A 19,329-nucleotide genomic window follows, 5' to 3' on the forward strand; every position below is an offset into this window, starting at 1 on the left:
CTCTGCCTTGTCCGGCGTCGCCCATGTCCGTCCGTTTCGCCCATCTCCACCTGCACAGCGAGTATTCGCTGGTCGATTCGACCATCCGCATCAAGCAGCTGGTCGCCGCTTGCGTGCGTGCGGGGATGCCGGCGGTCGCACTGACCGACGAGAACAACCTGTTCGGCCTGGTGAAGTTCTACAAGCAGTGCACCGCGGCCGGCATCAAGCCGATCGCCGGCTGCGATATCTGGGTGTCCAGCCCCGACGACCCGCGCCCCTGGCGCCTCACCCTGCTCTGCCAGGATCGCGACGGTTACCTCAACCTGTCCCGACTGGTCTCCCGCGCGTGGCGCGAAGGCCAGGGTACGGGCCGCGCGCTGGTCGACGCCGCCTGGATGCACCCGGAGAGCGTGCGTGGCCTGATCGCGATCGCCGGGCGCGAAAGCGAAGTGGCGCGGGTCGCCCTCGGTGCGGGCCTGACCGCCGCCGGCCCACGCCTCGAGTCGCTGCGCCGCCTCTTCCCCGATCGCCTCTACCTGGAGCTCACCCGCACCGGCCGGGAGAACGAGGAACATTGGGTGCGCGCAGCCATGGCGCTGGCCGGCGAGTACGAATTGCCGGTCATCGCCAGCAACGACGTGCGCTTCCTCGAGCGGGACGGTTTCGAGGCGCACGAAGCGCGCACCTGCATCAACCAGGGACGCGTCCTCGCCGACCCGAAGCGTCCGCGCGACTACAGCGAAGATCAGTACTTCAAGTCGCCCGAGGACATGGAGGCGCTGTTCGCCGACATTCCCGAAGCGCTCCAGAACACCGTCGAACTGGTGAAGCGTTGCAACCTGGAGCTGAGCTTCGGCACGTACTACCTGCCGAACTTCCCGGTGCCCGACGGCCATACCCTCGACACGTACATCCGCGAGCAGGCGCAGCTGGGGCTCGACGAGCGCCTGCGCAACCACCCGCTGGCACCGGGGAAAACCCTGGAGGATTACCAGGCCCGCCTGGACCGCGAGGTCGACGTCATTATCGGGATGGGCTTTCCCGGCTACTTCCTGATCGTGGCGGACTTCATCAACTGGGGTAAGCAGAACGGCATCCCGGTGGGGCCGGGCCGCGGTTCCGGCGCCGGCTCGCTGGTCGCCTGGGTACTGAAGATCACCGACCTGGACCCGCTCCAGTTCGAGCTGCTCTTCGAGCGATTCCTCAACCCGGAACGCGTGTCGATGCCCGACTTCGACATCGACTTCTGCATGGATCGCCGTGACGAGGTGATCGACTACGTATCGCGCAAGTACGGACGCGATCACGTCAGCCAGATCATCACCTACGGCTCGATGGCCGCGAAGGCAGTGCTCCGCGACTCCGGTCGCGTGCTCGGCATGGGTTATGGGCAGGTCGACCGGCTCGCCAAGCTGATCCCCAACCGGCCGCTCGACCTCACCCTCGGCGACGCGCTCGGTCGCACGGAAAAATCCAGGAAAGAACCCGACCGCATCGTCAAGGAATTCTGCGACGTCTACGAGCAGGAAGAGGAACCGCGCCAGCTCATCGACCTCGCGCTGAGCCTCGAAGGCCTCACCCGCAACGCCGGCAAGCATGCGGGCGGCGTGGTCATCGCGCCGACGCCACTGACCGACTTCGCCCCGCTTTACTGCGAACCGGGCGGCGAAGGCGTCGTCACGCAATACGACAAGGACGACGTCGAAGCCGTCGGCCTCGTGAAATTCGACTTCCTCGGACTGCGCACGCTCACGATCATCGATTGGGCAGTGAAGGCAATCAACAAGCGCCGGGAGCGGGAAGGCGTCGAGCCGCTGGTGATCGAAGCGCTCCCGCTGGACGATCCCAAGGTCTACGACCTGCTGAAGAAGGCGCAGACCGTCGCCGTCTTCCAGCTCGAATCGCGCGGCATGCAGGGCATGCTCAAGGACGCGCAGGCCGACCGCTTCGAGGACATCATCGCGCTGGTGGCACTGTACCGGCCCGGTCCGATGGACCTGATTCCCAGCTTCTGCGCCCGCAAGCACGGTCGCGAGCCGGTGGAATACCCGGATCCGCGCGTCGAGCCCATCCTGAAAGAGACCTACGGCATCATGGTCTACCAGGAGCAGGTGATGCAGATGGCGCAGATCGTCGGCGGTTACACGCTCGGCGGCGCCGACCTGCTGCGCCGCGCGATGGGCAAGAAAAAGCCCGAGGAAATGGTCAAGCACCGCGCGACGTTCCGCGAAGGTGCCGCCAAGGACGGGATCGACGGCGAGAAAGCCGACGCGATCTTCGACCTCATGGAAAAGTTCGCCGGTTACGGCTTCAACAAGTCGCACGCGGCAGCGTACGCGCTGGTCTCCTACCAGACCGCGTGGCTGAAGGCGCACTACCCCGCCGAGTTCATGGCCGCGACGATCTCGTCGGACATGGACAACACCGAGAAGGCCGTCACCTTCCTCGAGGAAACCCGCGCGATCGGCATCACGGTGCTGCCGCCGGACGTGAACGCTTCCGACTGGATGTTCGAAGCGGTGGAACCCCGCGTGGTCCGTTACGGTCTGGGCGCGATCAAGGGCGTGGGCCAGGGCATCTGCGAGGAGATCGTCACCGAGCGCAAGGCGAAAGGGCCCTTCCGCGGACTGGTCGATTTCTGCCAGCGCGTCGGCTCGAACAAGCTCAACAAGCGCACGATGGAAGCCCTCGTGCAGTCCGGCGCGCTCGACGCCCTTGGCGAGAACCGCGCCACGCTGCTTATGCACATTCCCGAAGCGATGCGCGCCGCCGACCAGGAAGCGAAGAACCGCGCGTCCGGCCAGGTCGACATCTTCGGCAATGCCTTCGGCGCCGCCGAGGCGCCCAGCCTCATCGAATTGTCGGGAGCGGTGCCCGAGTGGCCGCTCGAACAATTGCTGCAAGGCGAGCACGACACGCTCGGCCATTACCTCTCCGGCCATCCCACCGATCCCTGGAAGGCGGAGTTGGCGCAGCTTTCCAGTTGCCCGATCGGCGAGATCCCACAGCGCTACCAGCCACCCAAGCCGCGTCGCAACGACGATGACGACAACGCCAGCCGCTTCCGGCGCGGACCGGAAACGCCGTGGACGGTCGCAGGCATGGTCGTGGGCATGCGTAAGCGCGGCGACAGCGATGCTTTCGTGCAGATCGAGGATGCGACCGGCCTGCTGGAAACCAGCTTCTTCCGTGAAGTATTCACCGAGGCGGCACCCTTGCTTACGCGAGGCAATCTCATCGTTGTGGAGGGCGGCCTGCGCATCGACGACTTCGCCGGGGGCTACCAGCTACGTGCCCGCAAGGCTTACTCGCTCGCCGATGCGATGGAGCACTTCGGCCGCCTGCTCACACTGAAACTCAACGGCGTCGGCCCCGATTTCCCGCAACACCTGCGCCAGGCCCTCATGGGCTACCGCGGCGGACGCACGCCTCTACTGCTGGCCGGCTACCGCAACACCGTCGGCCAGGCCAGCTTCGAACTGGGCGACGCATGGCGCGTTCGTGCGCTGCCCGATCTCATGCGTACGCTGCGTACGTTGCCGGGCGTACTGGGTACCGAATTGCGCCTGGTGCGCCCGGCCGATTGAACCGCGATCCGGGCAACTGCCCGGATCGCGGCCGACATCAACGGCGTGGAAGTGCGCCGGCATCCCGTGACTCGACGAGATGGACGTCGTCCACCTGCACGGTGTCGTGGTTGCCGCCCTCACTGGCGATCTCAAGCATGACGTGCGCCGGCGCGGCGAACGGGGCACCGTTCACGACCAGCTCCACCGTGCTCCATTCACCCTTGCGGGCCGTCGCCATGGTCGATCCGATGGGCAGTAGGTGCTCGCCGGTGGCGTCGCTCATGGAGAGCATCGCCCTGACCTGGTTATCGCCGTTATCGGAACGGACCCGGAAGTGAAGAGCATACGCCACGTCCTGCGGCGCCTTGCCGAAATGCGCATAGACCGCCTGACGAATGCTCGCACCGGTGTAAAGCGCAGCGTAGGGATTGCCATCCTCGTCGTAACCGATGTTCGGCAACCCGGACGCACGCGTCCATCCTTCCAGGGAATCGAAGCGGCTGTTTTCCACCGGCAAGAGGCAGGCATCCGCGCCAGCGAACGAGTGGCATGGCGGCAGGCGCGAGGGATCGGAGCCGTTGCCGGCGAAAGCGGAGCCCGGCAGGGCAAGAGTGCAAAGGCCCATGGCGAGGGGCGGCAGCAGCGACTTGAACGAACGCATGATCTTTCCTTGAATGGTTGGCATCAGTGATTCCACGGGTCCGCCGGCGCGCGCAGGATGCGAACATCGTCGACCTGGAGCATCGTGGGCGTGTTGCCGTCCGTGCGCTCGATACGCACGCTCAAGCGCGCTGGTGCGGCCACGGCAAGGCGGTGGACCTTGAGATGGAGCGGCTCCCATTCCCAGCCCACGGAATGAGTCACCGTGGCGAGCTCGCGGCCGCCGTCAGGCTCCCCCGGTCCCGTAACGAGCAAGGTCATCGCCACGTCGGCAGGCATGGGGCCGGAGCCCCGCGCACGCAATCGCAGCGTGTAGCTGTGCTCCTGAAGTTCGGCGCTCGCCGCAACCGGCGGGAGCGGCGCCTCCGCCCACGCCTTGGCGCCCCTGCCTGGCAATGCCAGCGTCCGCGAATCGGGGGTCCTTCCCAAATAAGGGAAACGTGTGCCCCGAGGTGCCTCCAACTGCCAGCGGTACGGATCCGTGGCGTTGATCGGCGCTTCGAAATCACCGTTGCGCAGGTCGACCGTGCAGTGGAAACCGCTGGTAGCGTCTGTGCATAGCGAATCCATGAGCGTGCCGCCCGTGAAGTCGACGGACGACTGCGCGGCACCCACGCCCGGCATGAGGGACAGCAGGGCGGAACAAACCAACAGGTTCTTCTTCATCGTGGTGGGGTTCTCCTTAGGGGATTTGGCGGCGACCATCCCGTGGCGCCGCATATGCCTGCCTATGACTGGCAAGCGGCCCGCATTCCAGCAAATTCACGCGGCGCCGTGGGCGCGTCCGACAGCTTGCAAGGCCAGAACCCACACGCAATTCAGGGCGCCCCTTCATTACCGCCCAGGGCGAAGCCTCACGGTCCGCGTCCTCATCGAGGACTTGCCGTTCAATCACTTAGGGGGCGGGGGGACAATCCGTACCCCGGCGCACGCCGGGGCCTTGCGCCACCCGGTATACTGTCGGGTCTTTCCGAACCACCGCTGCCCATGAATCCCAATTTCCTCGATTTCGAACAACCCATCGCCGAGCTGGAGGCGAAGATCGAAGAACTTCGCCACGCCAGCAGCGGCCAGGCGTTCAATATCGATGAGGAAGTCGGCCGGCTGCGCGAGAAGCTCAAGGTCAAGACGGCCGAGATCTTCCGCAACCTGACGCCCTGGCAGGTCAGCCAGGTGTCGCGTCATCCGGCACGGCCCTACACGCTGGATTACATCCAGGCGATGTGCGAGGAATTCCACGAACTCAAGGGCGATCGCATGTTCGCCGACGACCAGGCCATCGTCGGCGGCCTGGCCCGGATCAATGGCCGCTCGATCATGATCGTCGGCCACCAGAAGGGTCGCGACACCAAGTCCAAGGTGAAGCGCAACTTCGGCATGCCGCGCCCCGAGGGCTACCGAAAGGCCCTGCGCCTGTTCAAGCTCGCCGAGCGTTTCCACATTCCCGTGTTCACCTTCATCGACACGGCGGGTGCATGGCCGGGCATCAACGCCGAGGAACGCGGCCAGTCGGAAGCCATCGCGCGCAACCTGCTCGAAATGGCGGACCTTCGCGTTCCGGTCATCTGCACGGTCACGGGTGAAGGCGGTTCCGGTGGCGCGCTGGCCATCGGCGTGGGCGACCGCACGCTGATGCTGCAGTACTCCACCTACTCGGTCATCACGCCGGAAGGCTGCGCTTCCATCCTCTGGAAGAGCGCCGACAAGGCCAAGGACGCCGCCGAGGTCATGGGCCTCACGGCGCCGCGCCTGCTCGAGAACGGCCTCATCGACAAGATCGTCCGTGAGCCGCTCGGCGGCGCGCACCGCAATCCCCAGTCGATGGCGATCCGCCTGAAGGCCGTCCTGCTCAACGAACTCGACGAGCTGGAAACCCTGTCCACCGACGAATTGCTGGAAAGGCGCTACAAGCGCCTGCGTGCCTACGGCGCATTCAGCGAGGGCTGAAACGGGCGGTGGAGCCGAAGGGGACGGGCCGCACGGCTAGCGCGTACCATCGGCTGACCGCCGACACCGGAGCCCGCCATGGCCAATGACGTCACCCAGAAGCTCGCCGTGTTGATCGACGCCGACAACGCGAGGCCGGCCATCGTCGACGGATTGCTCGCCGAGGTAGCGAAATACGGTACGGCCCACGTCAAGCGCATCTACGGCGACTGGACGGGGCCCAACCTCAACGGCTGGAAAACCGCCTTGCTCGATCATTCGATCCAGCCGATCCAGCAGTTCGCCTATACCTCGGGCAAGAACGCGACCGACTCGGCGATGATCATCGACGCGATGGACCTGCTTTACGCGGAACGCTTCGACGGGTTCTGCATCGTGTCCAGCGACAGCGATTTCACGCGCCTCGCCTCGCGCATCCGCGAAGCCGGCCTCATCGTCTACGGCTTCGGTGAGCAGAAAACCCCGAAGGCCTTCGTCTCGGCGTGCGACAAGTTCATCTACACGGAAGTGCTGGTGGGCACCGAGCAGAACGAGAACGAGGTCGTGTCCGCGCCCAGGAGCGCGCACGAACTGCGCGGCGACACCAAGTTGATGAACCTGCTGCGCAACGCGGTGGAAGCCGCATCCGATGAAAACGGCTGGGCCGCGCTCGGCGGCATCGGCAGCATCCTCAGCAAGCGCTCGCCCGATTTCGATTCGCGCAACTACGGTTATTCGAAGCTGAGCGGGCTCATCAACGGCATCGGCCTGTTCGAGGTCGAGGAGCGCCAGTTCGGTAACGCGAAGCATCTCTACGTGCGCATGCGCGGCAAGGCGAAATGAGCGTATCGCTGGCCGATCATCTCGATCGTTCACTGCATGAGGCGGAAGACGCACCGCTCGTCGTCGCCTACAGTGGCGGCCCCGATTCCACCGCGCTGCTGCACGCGCTTGCCAGCCGGACACGCCGCCCCCTGTTGCGCGCGCTTCATGTCGACCACGGACTGCACGCGGAAAGCGGCGCGTGGGCCCTGCATTGCCGCCGGTTCTGCGAATCGCTGGAAACGCCCTGCGAGGTGATCCGCGTGGCGGTCGACCTGACACGAGGCGAAGGTATCGAAGCCGCGGCACGTCGCGCACGGTACGCCGCGTTCGCGGCATCGCTCCGGCCGGGCGAGCAGCTGGTGCTGGCCCATCATCGCGACGACCAGGTGGAAACCGTCCTTCTGAAACTGCTGCGTGGCGCCGGTCCGGAAGGCCTCGCCGGCATGCGCGAACGACGCGCGCTGGGCGCGGGCATGTTGTGGCGCCCCTTGCTCGACCTGCCGCGCACGGCCCTGCTCGACCACGTCGAGGAATATCGGCTGGGCGTCATCCACGACCCGTCCAACGACGATCCGCGTATCGCGCGCGCCTATCTGCGCGCCACGATCCTTCCCGCGTTGACCGCCCGCTGGCCCCAGGCGGCCACCAGCATCGCGCATGGTGCCCGCTTGTGCCGGGAGGCGGCGGACAACCTCCGCGAGGCCTGGATGGACGCCCTGCTCCGCCTGGGCGACGAGCACGGCACGCTGGACGCCGGCGGCTGGCTCGCCCTGCCGCCGGCATGGCGAGCCCCCTTGCTGGAACACTGGCTCCATGAGGCGGGCCTTTCCGCACCGACCACCGCGCAACGCGAGGCGCTCGAACGTCAAGTCCGCGAGGCCGCCGCCGAACGCCTGCCCCTGGTCGGTTGGGGTGGCACCGAAGTGCGCGTCTGGAAGGGCCGCCTCTGGGCCATGCCTCGGCGCGGCGACTTCGACGGCGACTGGTCGTCCTCATGGCACGGCGAGCCGCTCGCGCTTCCCGGCGGCGGCATGCTCTCCCTGTCCCACGGCAGGCTTGCCCGCGCCGTGACGGTGCGTTACCGGCATGGAGGCGAAGCCCTTCGCCCCCATGGCGACAAACACACTCGCGAACTGCGGGACCTGTTCCAGCAAGCGGCCGTACCCCCTTGGGAACGTCCACGAATTCCCCTGGTGGAGGCCGATGGCCACCTCGTCGCGGTCGCCGACAAGTGGCTAAATGACGAAGGGAAAAGCCTGTTCGACGAGGCTGGCGGACGACCGGTGTGGCACCGCGGCGATTGATCGAAACCGCCATGTGAGCTAGCTTTGCGGCCATGCCGAAGTCCCCCGCCACCCCCGTTCCCGCCTCCTCGATTGCCGAATTCGAGCACTCGCTGGACGAGCTCGAACAGCTGGTCACCCGCATGGAAGGCGGCGAGCTCAGCCTCGACGAATCCCTGAAGTCGTTCGAGCGCGGCATCGGTCTCTACCGGCACTGCCAGACCGCGCTGGAACAGGCGGAACTGCGTGTGCGCCTGCTGCTCGATCCTGAAGCCCCCGATACCGCCGAACCCTTTGACTCCCACATCGACTGACCTGCCGGCACCCCTCAGGGCGCTGGTCGGCCGGGCCGACGACGCGCTCGCACGCGCCCTGCCCGCCGAAAACCTCCCACCCAGCGACCTGCACCGGGCGATGCGTTATGCCGTGCTCGGCGGTGGCAAGCGTCTGCGCCCCCTGTTCGTCTATGCGGCGGGCCATGCGTTGGGATGTGATGACACGATCCTGGACGCACCGGCCTGCGCGGTGGAGATCATCCACGCCTATTCGCTGGTGCATGACGATCTTCCCGCGATGGACGACGACGCGTTGCGTCGTGGCCGGCCCACCTGCCACATCGTGTTCGGCGAGGCCATGGCGATCCTCGCCGGCGACGCCCTGCAAGCACTGGCGTTCGAAATCCTCGCCACGCCACATGGCGGCGGTGACGCCGACCAACGCATCGCCATGCTGCGCGCCCTGGGCGCCGCCTGTGGCGCGGAGGGCATGGCGGGGGGACAAGCCTTCGACCTCGCCGGCGTCGGCCAGCGACTCTCGCTCGACGAACTGGAGCGCATGCATGCCTACAAGACGGGTGCGTTGATCCGGGCGTCGATCCGCCTTGGCGCGCTCGCCGCCGGTTGCTCGGATGCCGGCATGCTCTCCCGCCTGGATCGTTACGGCCATGCCGTCGGCCTCGCCTTCCAGGTCCGCGACGATATCCTCGATGTCGAGGGTGAGTCCGCCGTGATCGGCAAGACGGCGGGCAAGGACGCCGCCGCCGACAAGCCCACCTTTCCATCGGTCATCGGCCTCGACGCCTCGCGCGTGCGTCTCGCCGGTCTTGTCGACGAAGCCCTCGAAGCCATCGAGCCGCTGGGCGAACGCGGTGAATGGCTGGCCGACCTGGCACGCTATTCCGCACACCGCGGCCACTGATCCCCGTTTCACCGGTGGCAGTCGCTCAAGGTGGGAGCCGACCCGTGGTGGGAGCCGGCTCCCACCAAAAGCCTCGAGGCAAAGCAGTCAGGCGATCAGGCGCAACGCGAACGGATATCGGTAGGTACCGGTCTGGCTCACCCGTATCGCCGCGATGATGCAGAACACAAGGTTGAACAACCACAGCAGCGGCGTCAGGAACGCGCCGATGACGACGAAGGCGAGCACCCAGCAGATCACATAGCCGATCAGCACGGTGATCTGGAAATTCAGCGCCTCCTTGGCCTCGGTCACCAGGTAGCTCTTTTCGGCGCGGTCCTTGTGAACCAGCCAGACGATGAGCGGCACGATGATGCTGAAGATGATTCCCGAGAGATGGGTCAGCATCGCGATGTTCTTGTCGTCGGTGTTGGGCGCCACGGGATCGGTGGGCTCGTACGGCGGCGGGGACGGCGGGGGCGACGGCGGGACTTGATCGGACGGCGTACTCATGGCGGAACTCCGTGGGCGATGTCGCGCCCACTGTCCGATTCGCCCGGCCGCCTGTCAAGCCGACTTGCGGCACATGGGTGGCCCGCCCTTCCAGGCGATTACTCGCCGGCGATCGTCATCTTCTCGACCAGCCAGGAACCGGTGAGGATATGCGACCGGCGGTCGACGTCCGAACCCACCGCCACGAGGTTCGCGTACATGTCGCGCAGGTTGGCGGCGATGGTGATCTCCTCGACCGGATACGCGATCTGGCCGTTCTCGACCCAGAAGCCCGAGGCCCCACGCGAGTAGTCGCCGGTGACGATCGACACGCCCTGCCCCATCACCTCGGTCACCAGCAAGCCGGTGCCCAGCTTGCGCAGCATGCCGGCGAAGTCGTCGCCACCCGTTTTCACGAAGAGGTTGTGTACGCCTCCCGCGTTGCCGGTGGACGTCAGGCCCAGCTTGCGCGCGGAGTAGCTGCCGAGTATGTAACGCTGCAGCACGCCGTCGACCACGAGCGGTGCATCGAGCGTCGCCACGCCTTCGGCGTCGAATACCGAGGAGCCGAGGCCGCGGGGAATCAATGGCTTCTCGTCGATACGGAACCACGATGGCAGGATCTGCTTGCCCGCGTGATCCACCAGGAAGCTCGATCGGCGGTACAGCGAACCCCCGCTCACGGCGCCCAGGAGATGACCGAGCAGCGAGCGCGCCACCTCCGGCGCGAACAGTACCGGCGCCTGACGGGTACCGATGCGCCGTGAACCAAGGCGCGACAGCGTGCGTTCGGCGGCCTTGCGGCCGATCGCGGCAGCGTCCATGAAATCGCCCGCATGGCGCACGCTGTCGTACCAGTAATCGCGCTGCATGCCGTCGTCGTCGCCGGCGATCAGCGCCACCGACAGCGAATGACGGGTGCCGCGCTCCCGACCGAGGAAACCATGCGAATTCGCATAGACGGAAAGGCTTTGTCCCGCGTTCACGCTGGAACCGTCGGAATTCGTGATGCCGGCGACAGCGCGGCCGGCTTCCTCGATCTCCTGGCCCAGGGCGATGGCCCCGTCCACGTCGATGTCCCACGGATGCCAGAGGTCCAGATCCGGGAACGACGTGGCCATACGATCGGCGTCCGCCAGGCCCGACGCCGGGTCTTCCTCGGTGAACCGCGCGATGGCGCAAGCCTGGTCGATGGTCGCCTGGATCGAGTCCGGGTTGAGGTCGGCGGTGCTCGCGGAGCCCTTGCGCTGGCCGAAATACACGGTCAGGGCGAAACCCCGGTCACGCGTGTGTTCCACCGTCTCCACCTCGCCCAGGCGCACGTTCACGTTCAGGCCCACGTCGACACTGGCGGAAACCTCGGCCTGACTCGCCCCCGCGGCGCGGGCACGGCGGATCGTGTCCTCGGCCAGGCTGGCTAGGCGGTCGAGGTCCTGGTGGCTGGTGTCGAGGGTGGCAACTTGGCTCACGTGGGCATCCCGGGGGCAGGCGGTTAGAATGGCAGGCCGCACGCGGCCGACCCGATACAGATGGGGTCGCGTCACCCGATCAAAAGCAACGCACCGCGCATGGTGCCATGGAAATACCGTATGAGCGTCCGTGTCGGCTACTACCGCCATTTCAAGGGCATGCCCTACCGGGTGCTGGGTACCGCCCTGCACAGTGAGTCGATGGAGGAAATGGTTCTCTACCAGGACCTCTACGACCAGCACCGCCTGTGGGTGCGTCCCGCCGCGATGTTCGCCGAGACGGTGGAGCGCGACGGCAAGACCTTCCCCCGTTTCACGTTCGAGCGCGAAGCGGATTTCAAGCCCATCACGGATGCCCAGCCATGAAGCCTGTCGACGACCGCCCACACGACGGGGACGAGGAGGATTTCGGCCCGAGCCGTAGCGAGAAGCGCCGCAATGCTCTGGACATCCTGAAACTGGCTGGCCAGCTCATGGAATTGCCGCCGAGCCGGATTCCGAAACTGAACTTGCCGGATGACATCGTCGAGGAAATCGGGCGGACGCGGAAAATCACCGCGCATATCGCACGCAAGCGCCAGCTGGCCTTCCTCGCCAAGCAGATGCGTCGGCATGGCGACGAGGCCTTCACCGATGCACGCGCCGCGCTGGGCGAAGATCGCGACCGCCAGCGGCAGGAAGCCGCGCACATGCATCGCCTGGAGGCACGCCGCGAACGCCTGATGGAAGGTGGCGATGTCGCCCTCGGCGAATTGTTCGACCAGTACCCGGACCTCGACCGCCAGCACCTGCGCTCGCTGGTTCGCCAGGCCAAGGCCGAACGCGAGGCGAACAAGCCACTGCACGCGTTCCGTGAGCTGTACCGGATCTTGAAAGAGCTGGAAGCCGCTTCACCGGGGGAATAAGCCCGCGCCGGGTCATGAAAAAGGGCGATGGATTTCTCCACCGCCCTTTTCTTTTTCTACCGGTTTTACCGGCTACCGCTTAGAAGCCGATCCCGAGTTCGAGATGCTCCGGCTGGGTCTCGATCAGCGTCGAGCTCTGGTCGGAGACATCGTCGTACGCGAAACCGTAGGCCTTGCCATTCACGCCATGCAGGTGCCAGAAGCGCGAATAGTAGTTGGCCGGCGACTGCTGGTAGAACGAGCCGGAATCCTTCCACAGCGTCGTGTCTTCCATCACGTGACGGTTGAACGCGGCGCAGATCTGCGCTTCTAGCTGGCCTTCCACGCCCCAGGGATCGTTCGACCGGGCCAGAGCGCCCTTGCCTTCGAGTACGTCCTGCGTGTTGGGCTTGGCCACCTTGAACAGCATGCCTGCCTGCTCGTCCGGTTCGTGCGTGTCGGCCCAGTTGGTGTGGGTGAAGGTCAACACGCCATCGATCACGGTACCTTCGAACTGCTTGTTGCCGATCGTCATCTGCAGCACGTGGTCCTGGTAGTACGTCCACGACCGGTCGATGTAGTCGTCGAAGTAGTGGCCCTGCGGCTGCCCGGCATCGAACGCCGCCTTGCCCGGCGCGAGGATGCGGATCGGATCGGCTTCCGCCAGCTGGAACTCGGCCGGCACCTCCTGGTTGTACTGGGCGAAGATCTGCGCGCGCGTCTGCGTGATGCCCGACGATTCGTGCCTCGTCTTGTCCCCGCCATACACATCGAGCGACAACGGGATCGAGAACTGGTCGACCTGCGTCGTGTTGATGAAGATGGCGTTGTCGTTCCAGGTGAACTCATACCAGTCGTAGTACACGCCGATGTTCGGGTCGGTGCCGTTGAGCGGATTCGGACCCGCGAAACCGATCGAACCGTCGGCTGCCTTGAGGATCTTGATGTACATCGGCTCACCGATCGACACGAAGATCCGGCCCGAGTCCATCTTCGGCAGCTTGAGCAACTTGGCTTGCGCCAGGGTGAAGAAGTAGTTCGGATAGTTCTGGCCGTTCTTGGTCAGATGCCCCGGACCATCGTTGTCTTCCACCGCGGCAGCGGTCAGCGTGCCGTCCGGCTTGACCCACGAGAATACCTGCGAGGTCGGATCGCGGCCGATCACGGCGACGTAGATCTGGTCGTCGCGATACTTGCCGTTGGTCGTGTTGCGCAGCTGCGTACCGATGAAGCCCGGGTACGTCTCGTAGTTGAAGCCCTGCGACGGATCGTTGGCCTGGGGGTTCTCCGGCGGCGTGCCGGTGTCGCCGCTGCCATCGGCAGCGTAAACGCCCATTTCCCACAGCGAGTACCCATAGGGGCTGGAACGCTTCAAGCCCGTCATGCGCACGTACTGTGCCGATCTGGCCGGGAAGGTGACGGTTTCCACACCACCCTGGCTGTTCTCGTTGTCGTAAGCCGGCGTCCAGGTCTTGCCATCGATCGAGGTGTCGATGCGGTAGGCGAGCGCATGCGCGTTCTCCCACGACAACACCACCTTGCCGATCACCTGCACCGAACCGAGGTCGACCTGTATCCACTGGTCGTCGGTGAAACCCGAAGACCAGCGTGTCCCGGCATCGCCGTCATTCACGTTCTCTGGCTTGAAGGCGACCGCATTCTCGCTGTCGGACGCGAGCACCGTTTTCTTCAGGGCGAGATTGCCCGTGGCGGGAACACCCACGTCGGGTTGTTGCGGCTGGGTCTGCTGCGGCTGGTCGCCCACCGGTTGTTGCGGCTGCGACGTGGTGGCGGCCTGGTAGACCTCGAACTCGAACAGCGAGTTGCCGTAGCCGGTGGCGCGCGCCGTGCTGTTGATACGCACGTACTGGGCGGTCACCGCCGTGAACGTCTGCGTGTCCACGCCACCCTTGCCGACGATCGGGTCCTTGAACACGGGGGTCCAGGTCTGGCCGTCGTTGGAGGTATCTAGCGTGTACGAGCTCGAATAGGCGTTTTCCCAGCGCAGGATCACGTGGTCGAAGGTCTTCGGGGTACCGAGGTTCAGGACCAGGTCGGTCGGGTCGATGCCCGGCGCCGAACTCCAGCGGGTCGTGAAGTCGCCATCGACCGCCTTGGATGCATCCAGGTCGCCACGCTCGGGATCGACGTGCGACGACGCGATGGCGCCGAGGGCGATGTTCACGCCACCCTTGCCATCTCCCGGCGTGCCCGGGCTGGGCGGATTGCTGCCACCACCATCACCCGGTTGCTGCGGTTGCTGCGGAGCCGGGCCAGCCCATGCCGGCGGGTCGAAGCCGTCGGTGGAGTTGTCGACGGTGAGCGTCACATCGTCGCTCGCCGTCGTGATCCCCTGGGCGCTGACCACGTTCACACGCAGCACGCTGCCGTTCTGCGCGGCCGTGAGGGCTCGCGTCGCGTACGTGCCGTCGGCCGTGCTCGACAGCAGGGACAGGACGTCCTGGTCGTTGGCGTCCTTGGTCACGGCGTACCAGTCGTACGTCAACGGGCCCACGCCCGTCGCGGTCACGGCGAAGTGCGCCGAACGGCCGACGCCCGCTTTCTGGCCGGACGGCTGGCCGGTGATCATCGGGGCAACCGCCTTGGCTCCCTTCACGCACAGCACGTGGCCCGGGTTGTTCTCCGCCACTTCGCGATGGACGTCGCCGGTCGAGTTCACCTGGAAGGCGAACGTCGAATCGTTCGGGTCCTTGCCTTCCGTCCAGGTCGTCCAGGCACCGGGGAACGCCGCCGTCGAATAGTTCTGGCCGGCGATGGCCAGCGCTTCGGCGACGGTCGGCAAGCGCATGCTCGCCGCGGTGCAGGTCGAGATCGCGACCGACTGCGTGAACTGCGCGCCCTGGTCGGAGAAGCCGCGCTGGATGCGGTCCCACTGCAGGCCACTCAGGGTGTCGGTCACGAGGTTGGAACCGGTCGTCGTCGTGTAACGGTCGGTCAGGTTGCAGCAGGTGGGTGAGTTGTACACCTCGAACTCGTACAACGAGTAACCGTAGTCCGTGGCGCGTGCGATGCCCTGCATGCGGACATAACGTCCGGTGACCGGCTTGTCGAAGGTGACATCCTCGGTGCCGCCGATGCTCGTGTCGGTGTGGTACGCGACATGGGTATCGAAACCGGTGTTCGGATCATCCGAGTACTGGATCTCGTACGAGCTGGCGTGCGCGTTCTCCCACTTCAACACGACACGGTTGAACGTGCGCGAGGAGCCGAGGTCGACCGTGATGAACGCCTTGTCGTCGCCGATCTTCGAACCCCACCGCGTGGTCTCGTCGCCATCGACGGCTTGCCACGCCGCCGTGCCCTGTGGATTTTCCACTTCCGATGCAAGCGTCGCCTTTTCACGCGCCAGGTTCGCACCCGGCGGGGCCAGGGTGAGCTTGGCGGAGGTGGTCGCCGCCGTGCCGGTGATATTGCTCACCGAGACGGTGTACGTGCCGACATCGCCGGGCTGCACCGACGGAATCGTCAGCGTCGGCAGGTCGTCGCCGACCGGCGTACCGTCGTGCGACCACTTGTAGTGGAACGGCGAGGTGCCGGCCACCAGCGTGGATACATCGAAGATGGCCGGTTGACCGGGGTTGGCGCGAACGTCGGCCATCGTTCCCGTGACCACCGGCGGGCGCGCCGCGTTCACGGTGAGCGGAGCGGTGATCGATGGGGCCGAGCTGCCGAAATTACTGACGACCACGGAGTACCCGACGTTGTTGTCGGCCACGCTCAGCGTCGGCGTGTCATAGCTCGGGTTCGTCGCACCCGGAATGGGCGCGTTGTTCTTCATCCACTGATAGGTCAGCGTCGGCGACCCCGATGCCGCGACCTGGAAGTGGGCGCTCTGGCCCTCATCCACGTTTTGCGGTTGCGGCTGGGCCGAGATCACGACCTGGCTGAAAGGGAATACCTTCAGCGTGGCCGGCGCCGACTCCTGGTCCGGTCCCTGGCCGTGGACGACGACGGAGTACGTGGAGCTGTCGTCCGCCAACGTCGTGGCAGGGGTGGTGTAGCTGGCACCCGTCGCACCCGGGATCTCGACGCCATTCTTCTTCCAGGTGAAGGTCAGCGGCGGAGCGCCCGAGGCCGTCACGGAGAAGCGGCCGACATCGCCGACGGTCACTTGCTGGCCGATCGGTTGCGCGATGATGGCCGGCGGACCGGAGACGGTGGGCGCGGCAGGCACGTCGACGATGTTGAACGTCGCGGAGCCCGTCAGCAGACCCGGTGCCGAGGCGGTCACCGTGACCTGGCCGGCCGCGAACTTCGAGCGCAGCGCGATCTTCTGCAGGCCGCCTTCGAACTGCAACTCGTGCGAGCCCGGCGAGTGATAGCTGTGCAGCGGCTCCGGAATGTAGACGCCCGGGTTGGCCGGCTGCTCGCCCGGTTGCAGGCCGGCGCTGTAGTCGACGTACTGCTGCGTGCCGCCCTGGTAGGTGACGATGTCCGCACCCGACACCACGTCGAACGACACCTTCTGCGACGCGTCCGGCACGACGACGCCATTGGCATCGACCACCTTGGCGACGATGAAGGCGGCATCCGAGCCGTTCGCGGTCACCTGGAAGCGCGTGCCATCCGGCTTCACCACCGCCGGCACCACATCCAGTTCGATGTGATCGGCCACCCCCGCGGTCGTCACCGTATCGGTCACCGGATTGCCGCTGTCGTCGGTGCGTACGTTGCCCACCGCGTCGAGGCACTGGGCCGTCGCGCTGCCCTTCTGCCATGTCACGTTCCAATGGACCTGGCCGGGCAGCTTCGTGGTCATCTGCGCCTTGTCGGAGCCGACGATCTTGCCGGTCAGTTCGTCCACCGCGCCGTTCTCGGCGTTATAGGACGCATCGTCGATCGTATCCCAGGTGTTGGGCGTCTGGTCGAGCCCCTGAGGCACACCGTTGATCAGCAGGCGAACCTTCGGACAGTTGCTGAACGCGTTGACCTGGATATCGCCCGTGCGGTTCCAGTGGTGCGCCAGCTTGACGACCGGACGGAGTTCGTAAGGCACCCAGACCGATTCGTAGATGTAGTACAGCATGCGTGGAAAACGATTCGCATCGGTCATCGACGCGTTGTTGCCACGGACGTTGTGACGGAACGCCTTGATGGGATTCCCGTCGGGGTGGTTGGCGATGTCGCCGTTCGCGTCACGCTGGTAGACCCAGTGGGTACCGTCCTCGAGGCCTTCCACCATTTCGATGACTTCGCCCGGGGTATCGGACATGTACCACTGTGCCATGCCGAAGGTGCCCACCTTGCGCGCCTGCGAATACGGCACGAGGTAGTTCAAGGCGAACGCCAGTTCGTGGTCGTACGAGTGGCGCAACGTGCCCGGCCCCCAGTATTCCGCGCCCCATGCCGGCTTGTTCGGGAATTCCGTGGAGTGCAGGTAGGTCTCACACCCTGCCTTCGAGCAGCTGAGGATGTCGCCATTGGCGGCATCGGGCGTGCGGTCGGCGGCGGCACGAGGGGCGATGTTGTCCCACGAGCGCGCGAGGGCACGCAGCTCCACCGCAAACGGCGTGAACATCGCGCCGTTGTCGTGTTCCCATGCCAGGATCGACGGGTGGCTGCGATCGCGGATCACGATGTCGCGATGGACCTCGCGCTTGATCGTCCACATGTCGTTGCAGGCCTTGTCACCGGCGGCGCAGGGATTGGCGAAACCGTTCTCGCCATCGCCGCTGGGCTGCACGATGAACACGCCCAGCGCATCGGCCGCCTCGACGAACTCGGGGCTCGACGGGGAGTGGCCCGGACGCCAGAGATTGCCACCACCGGCGGCAAGCTGCTGCAGGTCGCGCCACTGCTGTTCCTCGGGTACCGAGGAACCCAGCGCCGGATAATCGTAACGGCCGGAGCCGCCCCACATGTACTGTTTCTTTCCGTTGACGTACGGGAAATCCTTGTCCCACGTGATGGTGCGAATACCGAGCGTGCTCTGCTTCGCGTCCACCACCACGCCGTCGATACTGACCGTGTGCAGCACCTTGTAGAGGTACGGCTTACCGTCCAGGCTGTTGTTCGGATACCAGAGCGTCGGATGCGGAACCGTCAGCGTCTCGTCGAACACCGGCGTCTGGTCACTGGGAACGAAGTTCGGCGCAAGCGTCTTCTGCTGCTGGTCCGACACCACGACGTTGCCCTGGGCGTCGACGATCTGCGTGGTCAGGATGACGGACTTCGGGTCCTTCGTCTCATTCACGACATTGGTCTGTACGCGAACGGTGGCGGTGCTGTGGTCGGCGGCGATGCTCTGCGTGCCGACGTACGTACCCCATGTGTTCTGGCCCGCGTAGACGTTCTCCGGAATATGCACGAAGTTCGTCACGTGCAGTTTTACCGGACGGAACAAGCCGGCTTCCGCCTGGCCGAAACGGAACGAGCCGGAGAACCCGGGGTCCTCGAAGAAGCCGCCGCCACTGCGGCTGACCTTGACCGCCAGCACGTCGGTGCCGTCGAACTTCATCAGCGGCGTCAGGTCCACGATATGCGGCAGGAAGCCGATGACGTGGGTGGCGTTTTCATTTGGCTGGCCCGCCTGGTTGAGCACGCCGGTGCCGCGGATGAACTGGCCGTTGAGGTAGACACGGTCACCCGTGTGCGCACCCTCGAACTCGACCATCACTTTCTTGCCGGCGAACTTCGCCGAATCGGTCAGCTTGACGCGGTACCAGCTGGTCTCGCCATCCAGGCTGCCCTGGCCGCCACCGGATTCCTGGTTGATGAAGGTGGTGAAGTCGTTGGCCGCATGCGGGATGCCGACGGTCAGCCAGCTACTGTCATTGAAGGTCGGGTTGGCACCGTCGTCGCCGTTGGGCACCGGCGCGTATACCACCGGGTCGTTTGGATTGACGATGGCCTGCTTGGTGTACTTCCAGGGCCGTGCGCCGAGGTTGATGTCCTGTCGGTCCGACGGCGCGAGCGTGACGGCCTGGGCCGCCGCGCTGACGCCGACGAGCGCGAAGGCAAGCAAGGCCGAAAGCCTCGCTCGCCTTTGCATACTGCCGGGTGATGTGGGTTGTCGTTTCATTGGAGCGGGGTCCCCTGTTTG

Annotated in this window: 13 protein-coding genes; 8 read left to right on the forward strand and 5 right to left on the reverse strand. The window is 65.6% G+C overall.

Annotated features, from left to right (window positions below; genetic code table 11):
• Positions 1-23 precede the first annotated feature (23 nt).
• Complete coding sequence (gene dnaE / locus ACN9M2_RS14145) at positions 24-3,569, forward strand: DNA polymerase III subunit alpha (RefSeq protein WP_426285327.1); 3,546 nt, start codon at positions 24-26, stop codon at positions 3,567-3,569.
• Between the two features lie 37 nt (positions 3,570-3,606).
• Here dnaE and ACN9M2_RS14150 read toward each other — a convergent pair whose 3' ends face one another.
• Both ACN9M2_RS14150 and ACN9M2_RS14155 read right to left on the reverse strand, forming a co-directional pair.
• Entirely contained in the window at positions 3,607-4,212 is a 606-nt protein-coding gene (locus tag ACN9M2_RS14150; protein ID WP_426285328.1) for a hypothetical protein, read from the reverse strand.
• A 23-nt stretch (positions 4,213-4,235) separates the two neighbouring features.
• Entirely contained in the window at positions 4,236-4,877 is a 642-nt protein-coding gene (locus ACN9M2_RS14155) for a hypothetical protein (RefSeq protein WP_426285329.1), read from the reverse strand.
• A 321-nt stretch (positions 4,878-5,198) separates the two neighbouring features.
• Here ACN9M2_RS14155 and ACN9M2_RS14160 point away from each other — a divergent pair, with 321 nt between their 5' ends.
• From ACN9M2_RS14160 to ispA, 5 genes are all read left to right on the forward strand, one after another.
• Positions 5,199-6,158, forward strand: a complete 960-nt coding sequence (locus ACN9M2_RS14160; protein WP_426285330.1) for an acetyl-CoA carboxylase carboxyltransferase subunit alpha — start codon at positions 5,199-5,201, stop codon at positions 6,156-6,158.
• A gap of 78 nt (positions 6,159-6,236) precedes the next feature.
• Positions 6,237-6,980 carry an NYN domain-containing protein gene (locus tag ACN9M2_RS14165; protein WP_426285331.1) on the forward strand — a complete coding sequence of 248 codons (744 nt, stop codon included), beginning with the start codon at positions 6,237-6,239 and terminating at the stop codon, positions 6,978-6,980.
• Complete coding sequence (tilS, locus tag ACN9M2_RS14170; RefSeq protein ID WP_426285332.1) at positions 6,977-8,266, forward strand: tRNA lysidine(34) synthetase TilS; 1,290 nt, start codon at positions 6,977-6,979, stop codon at positions 8,264-8,266. The genes ACN9M2_RS14165 and tilS overlap by 4 nt, the downstream gene beginning before the upstream one ends.
• 32 nt (positions 8,267-8,298) lie before the next feature.
• Entirely contained in the window at positions 8,299-8,559 is a 261-nt protein-coding gene (locus tag ACN9M2_RS14175) for an exodeoxyribonuclease VII small subunit (RefSeq protein ID WP_371024822.1), read from the forward strand.
• Positions 8,540-9,442 carry a (2E,6E)-farnesyl diphosphate synthase gene (gene ispA / locus ACN9M2_RS14180; protein WP_426285333.1) on the forward strand — a complete coding sequence of 301 codons (903 nt, stop codon included), beginning with the start codon at positions 8,540-8,542 and terminating at the stop codon, positions 9,440-9,442. Before ACN9M2_RS14175 ends, ispA begins: the two co-directional genes overlap by 20 nt.
• Before the next feature lie 87 nt (positions 9,443-9,529).
• On the opposite strand, the gene ACN9M2_RS14185 is transcribed toward ispA, so the two are convergent.
• Positions 9,530-9,934: a DUF4870 domain-containing protein gene (locus ACN9M2_RS14185; protein WP_426285334.1), complete on the reverse strand. Its 405-nt coding sequence runs from the start codon at positions 9,932-9,934 to the stop codon at positions 9,530-9,532.
• Between the two features lie 98 nt (positions 9,935-10,032).
• Positions 10,033-11,382, reverse strand: coding sequence for a metalloprotease PmbA (pmbA, locus tag ACN9M2_RS14190; RefSeq protein ID WP_426285335.1), 1,350 nt, complete (start codon positions 11,380-11,382; stop codon positions 10,033-10,035).
• Positions 11,383-11,502: 120 nt separating this feature from the next.
• Between pmbA and ACN9M2_RS14195 the strand changes: the two genes are divergently transcribed.
• On the forward strand, positions 11,503-11,748 hold the full coding sequence (locus ACN9M2_RS14195; RefSeq protein ID WP_426285336.1) for a DUF1653 domain-containing protein: 246 nt from the start codon (positions 11,503-11,505) through the stop codon (positions 11,746-11,748).
• Positions 11,745-12,287, forward strand: a complete 543-nt coding sequence (yjgA, locus tag ACN9M2_RS14200) for a ribosome biogenesis factor YjgA (RefSeq protein WP_426285337.1) — start codon at positions 11,745-11,747, stop codon at positions 12,285-12,287. The genes ACN9M2_RS14195 and yjgA overlap by 4 nt, the downstream gene beginning before the upstream one ends.
• A 79-nt stretch (positions 12,288-12,366) precedes the next feature.
• On the opposite strand, the gene ACN9M2_RS14205 is transcribed toward yjgA, so the two are convergent.
• Positions 12,367-19,251 (reverse strand): beta-1,3-glucanase family protein, encoded by a 6,885-nt coding sequence (locus ACN9M2_RS14205; protein ID WP_426285338.1) that lies wholly within the window; start codon positions 19,249-19,251, stop codon positions 12,367-12,369.
• Between the last annotated feature and the right edge of the window lie 78 nt (positions 19,252-19,329).

This window comes from Luteibacter sp. E-22, from assembly GCF_049913125.1.
Taxonomy (GTDB): domain Bacteria; phylum Pseudomonadota; class Gammaproteobacteria; order Xanthomonadales; family Rhodanobacteraceae; genus Luteibacter.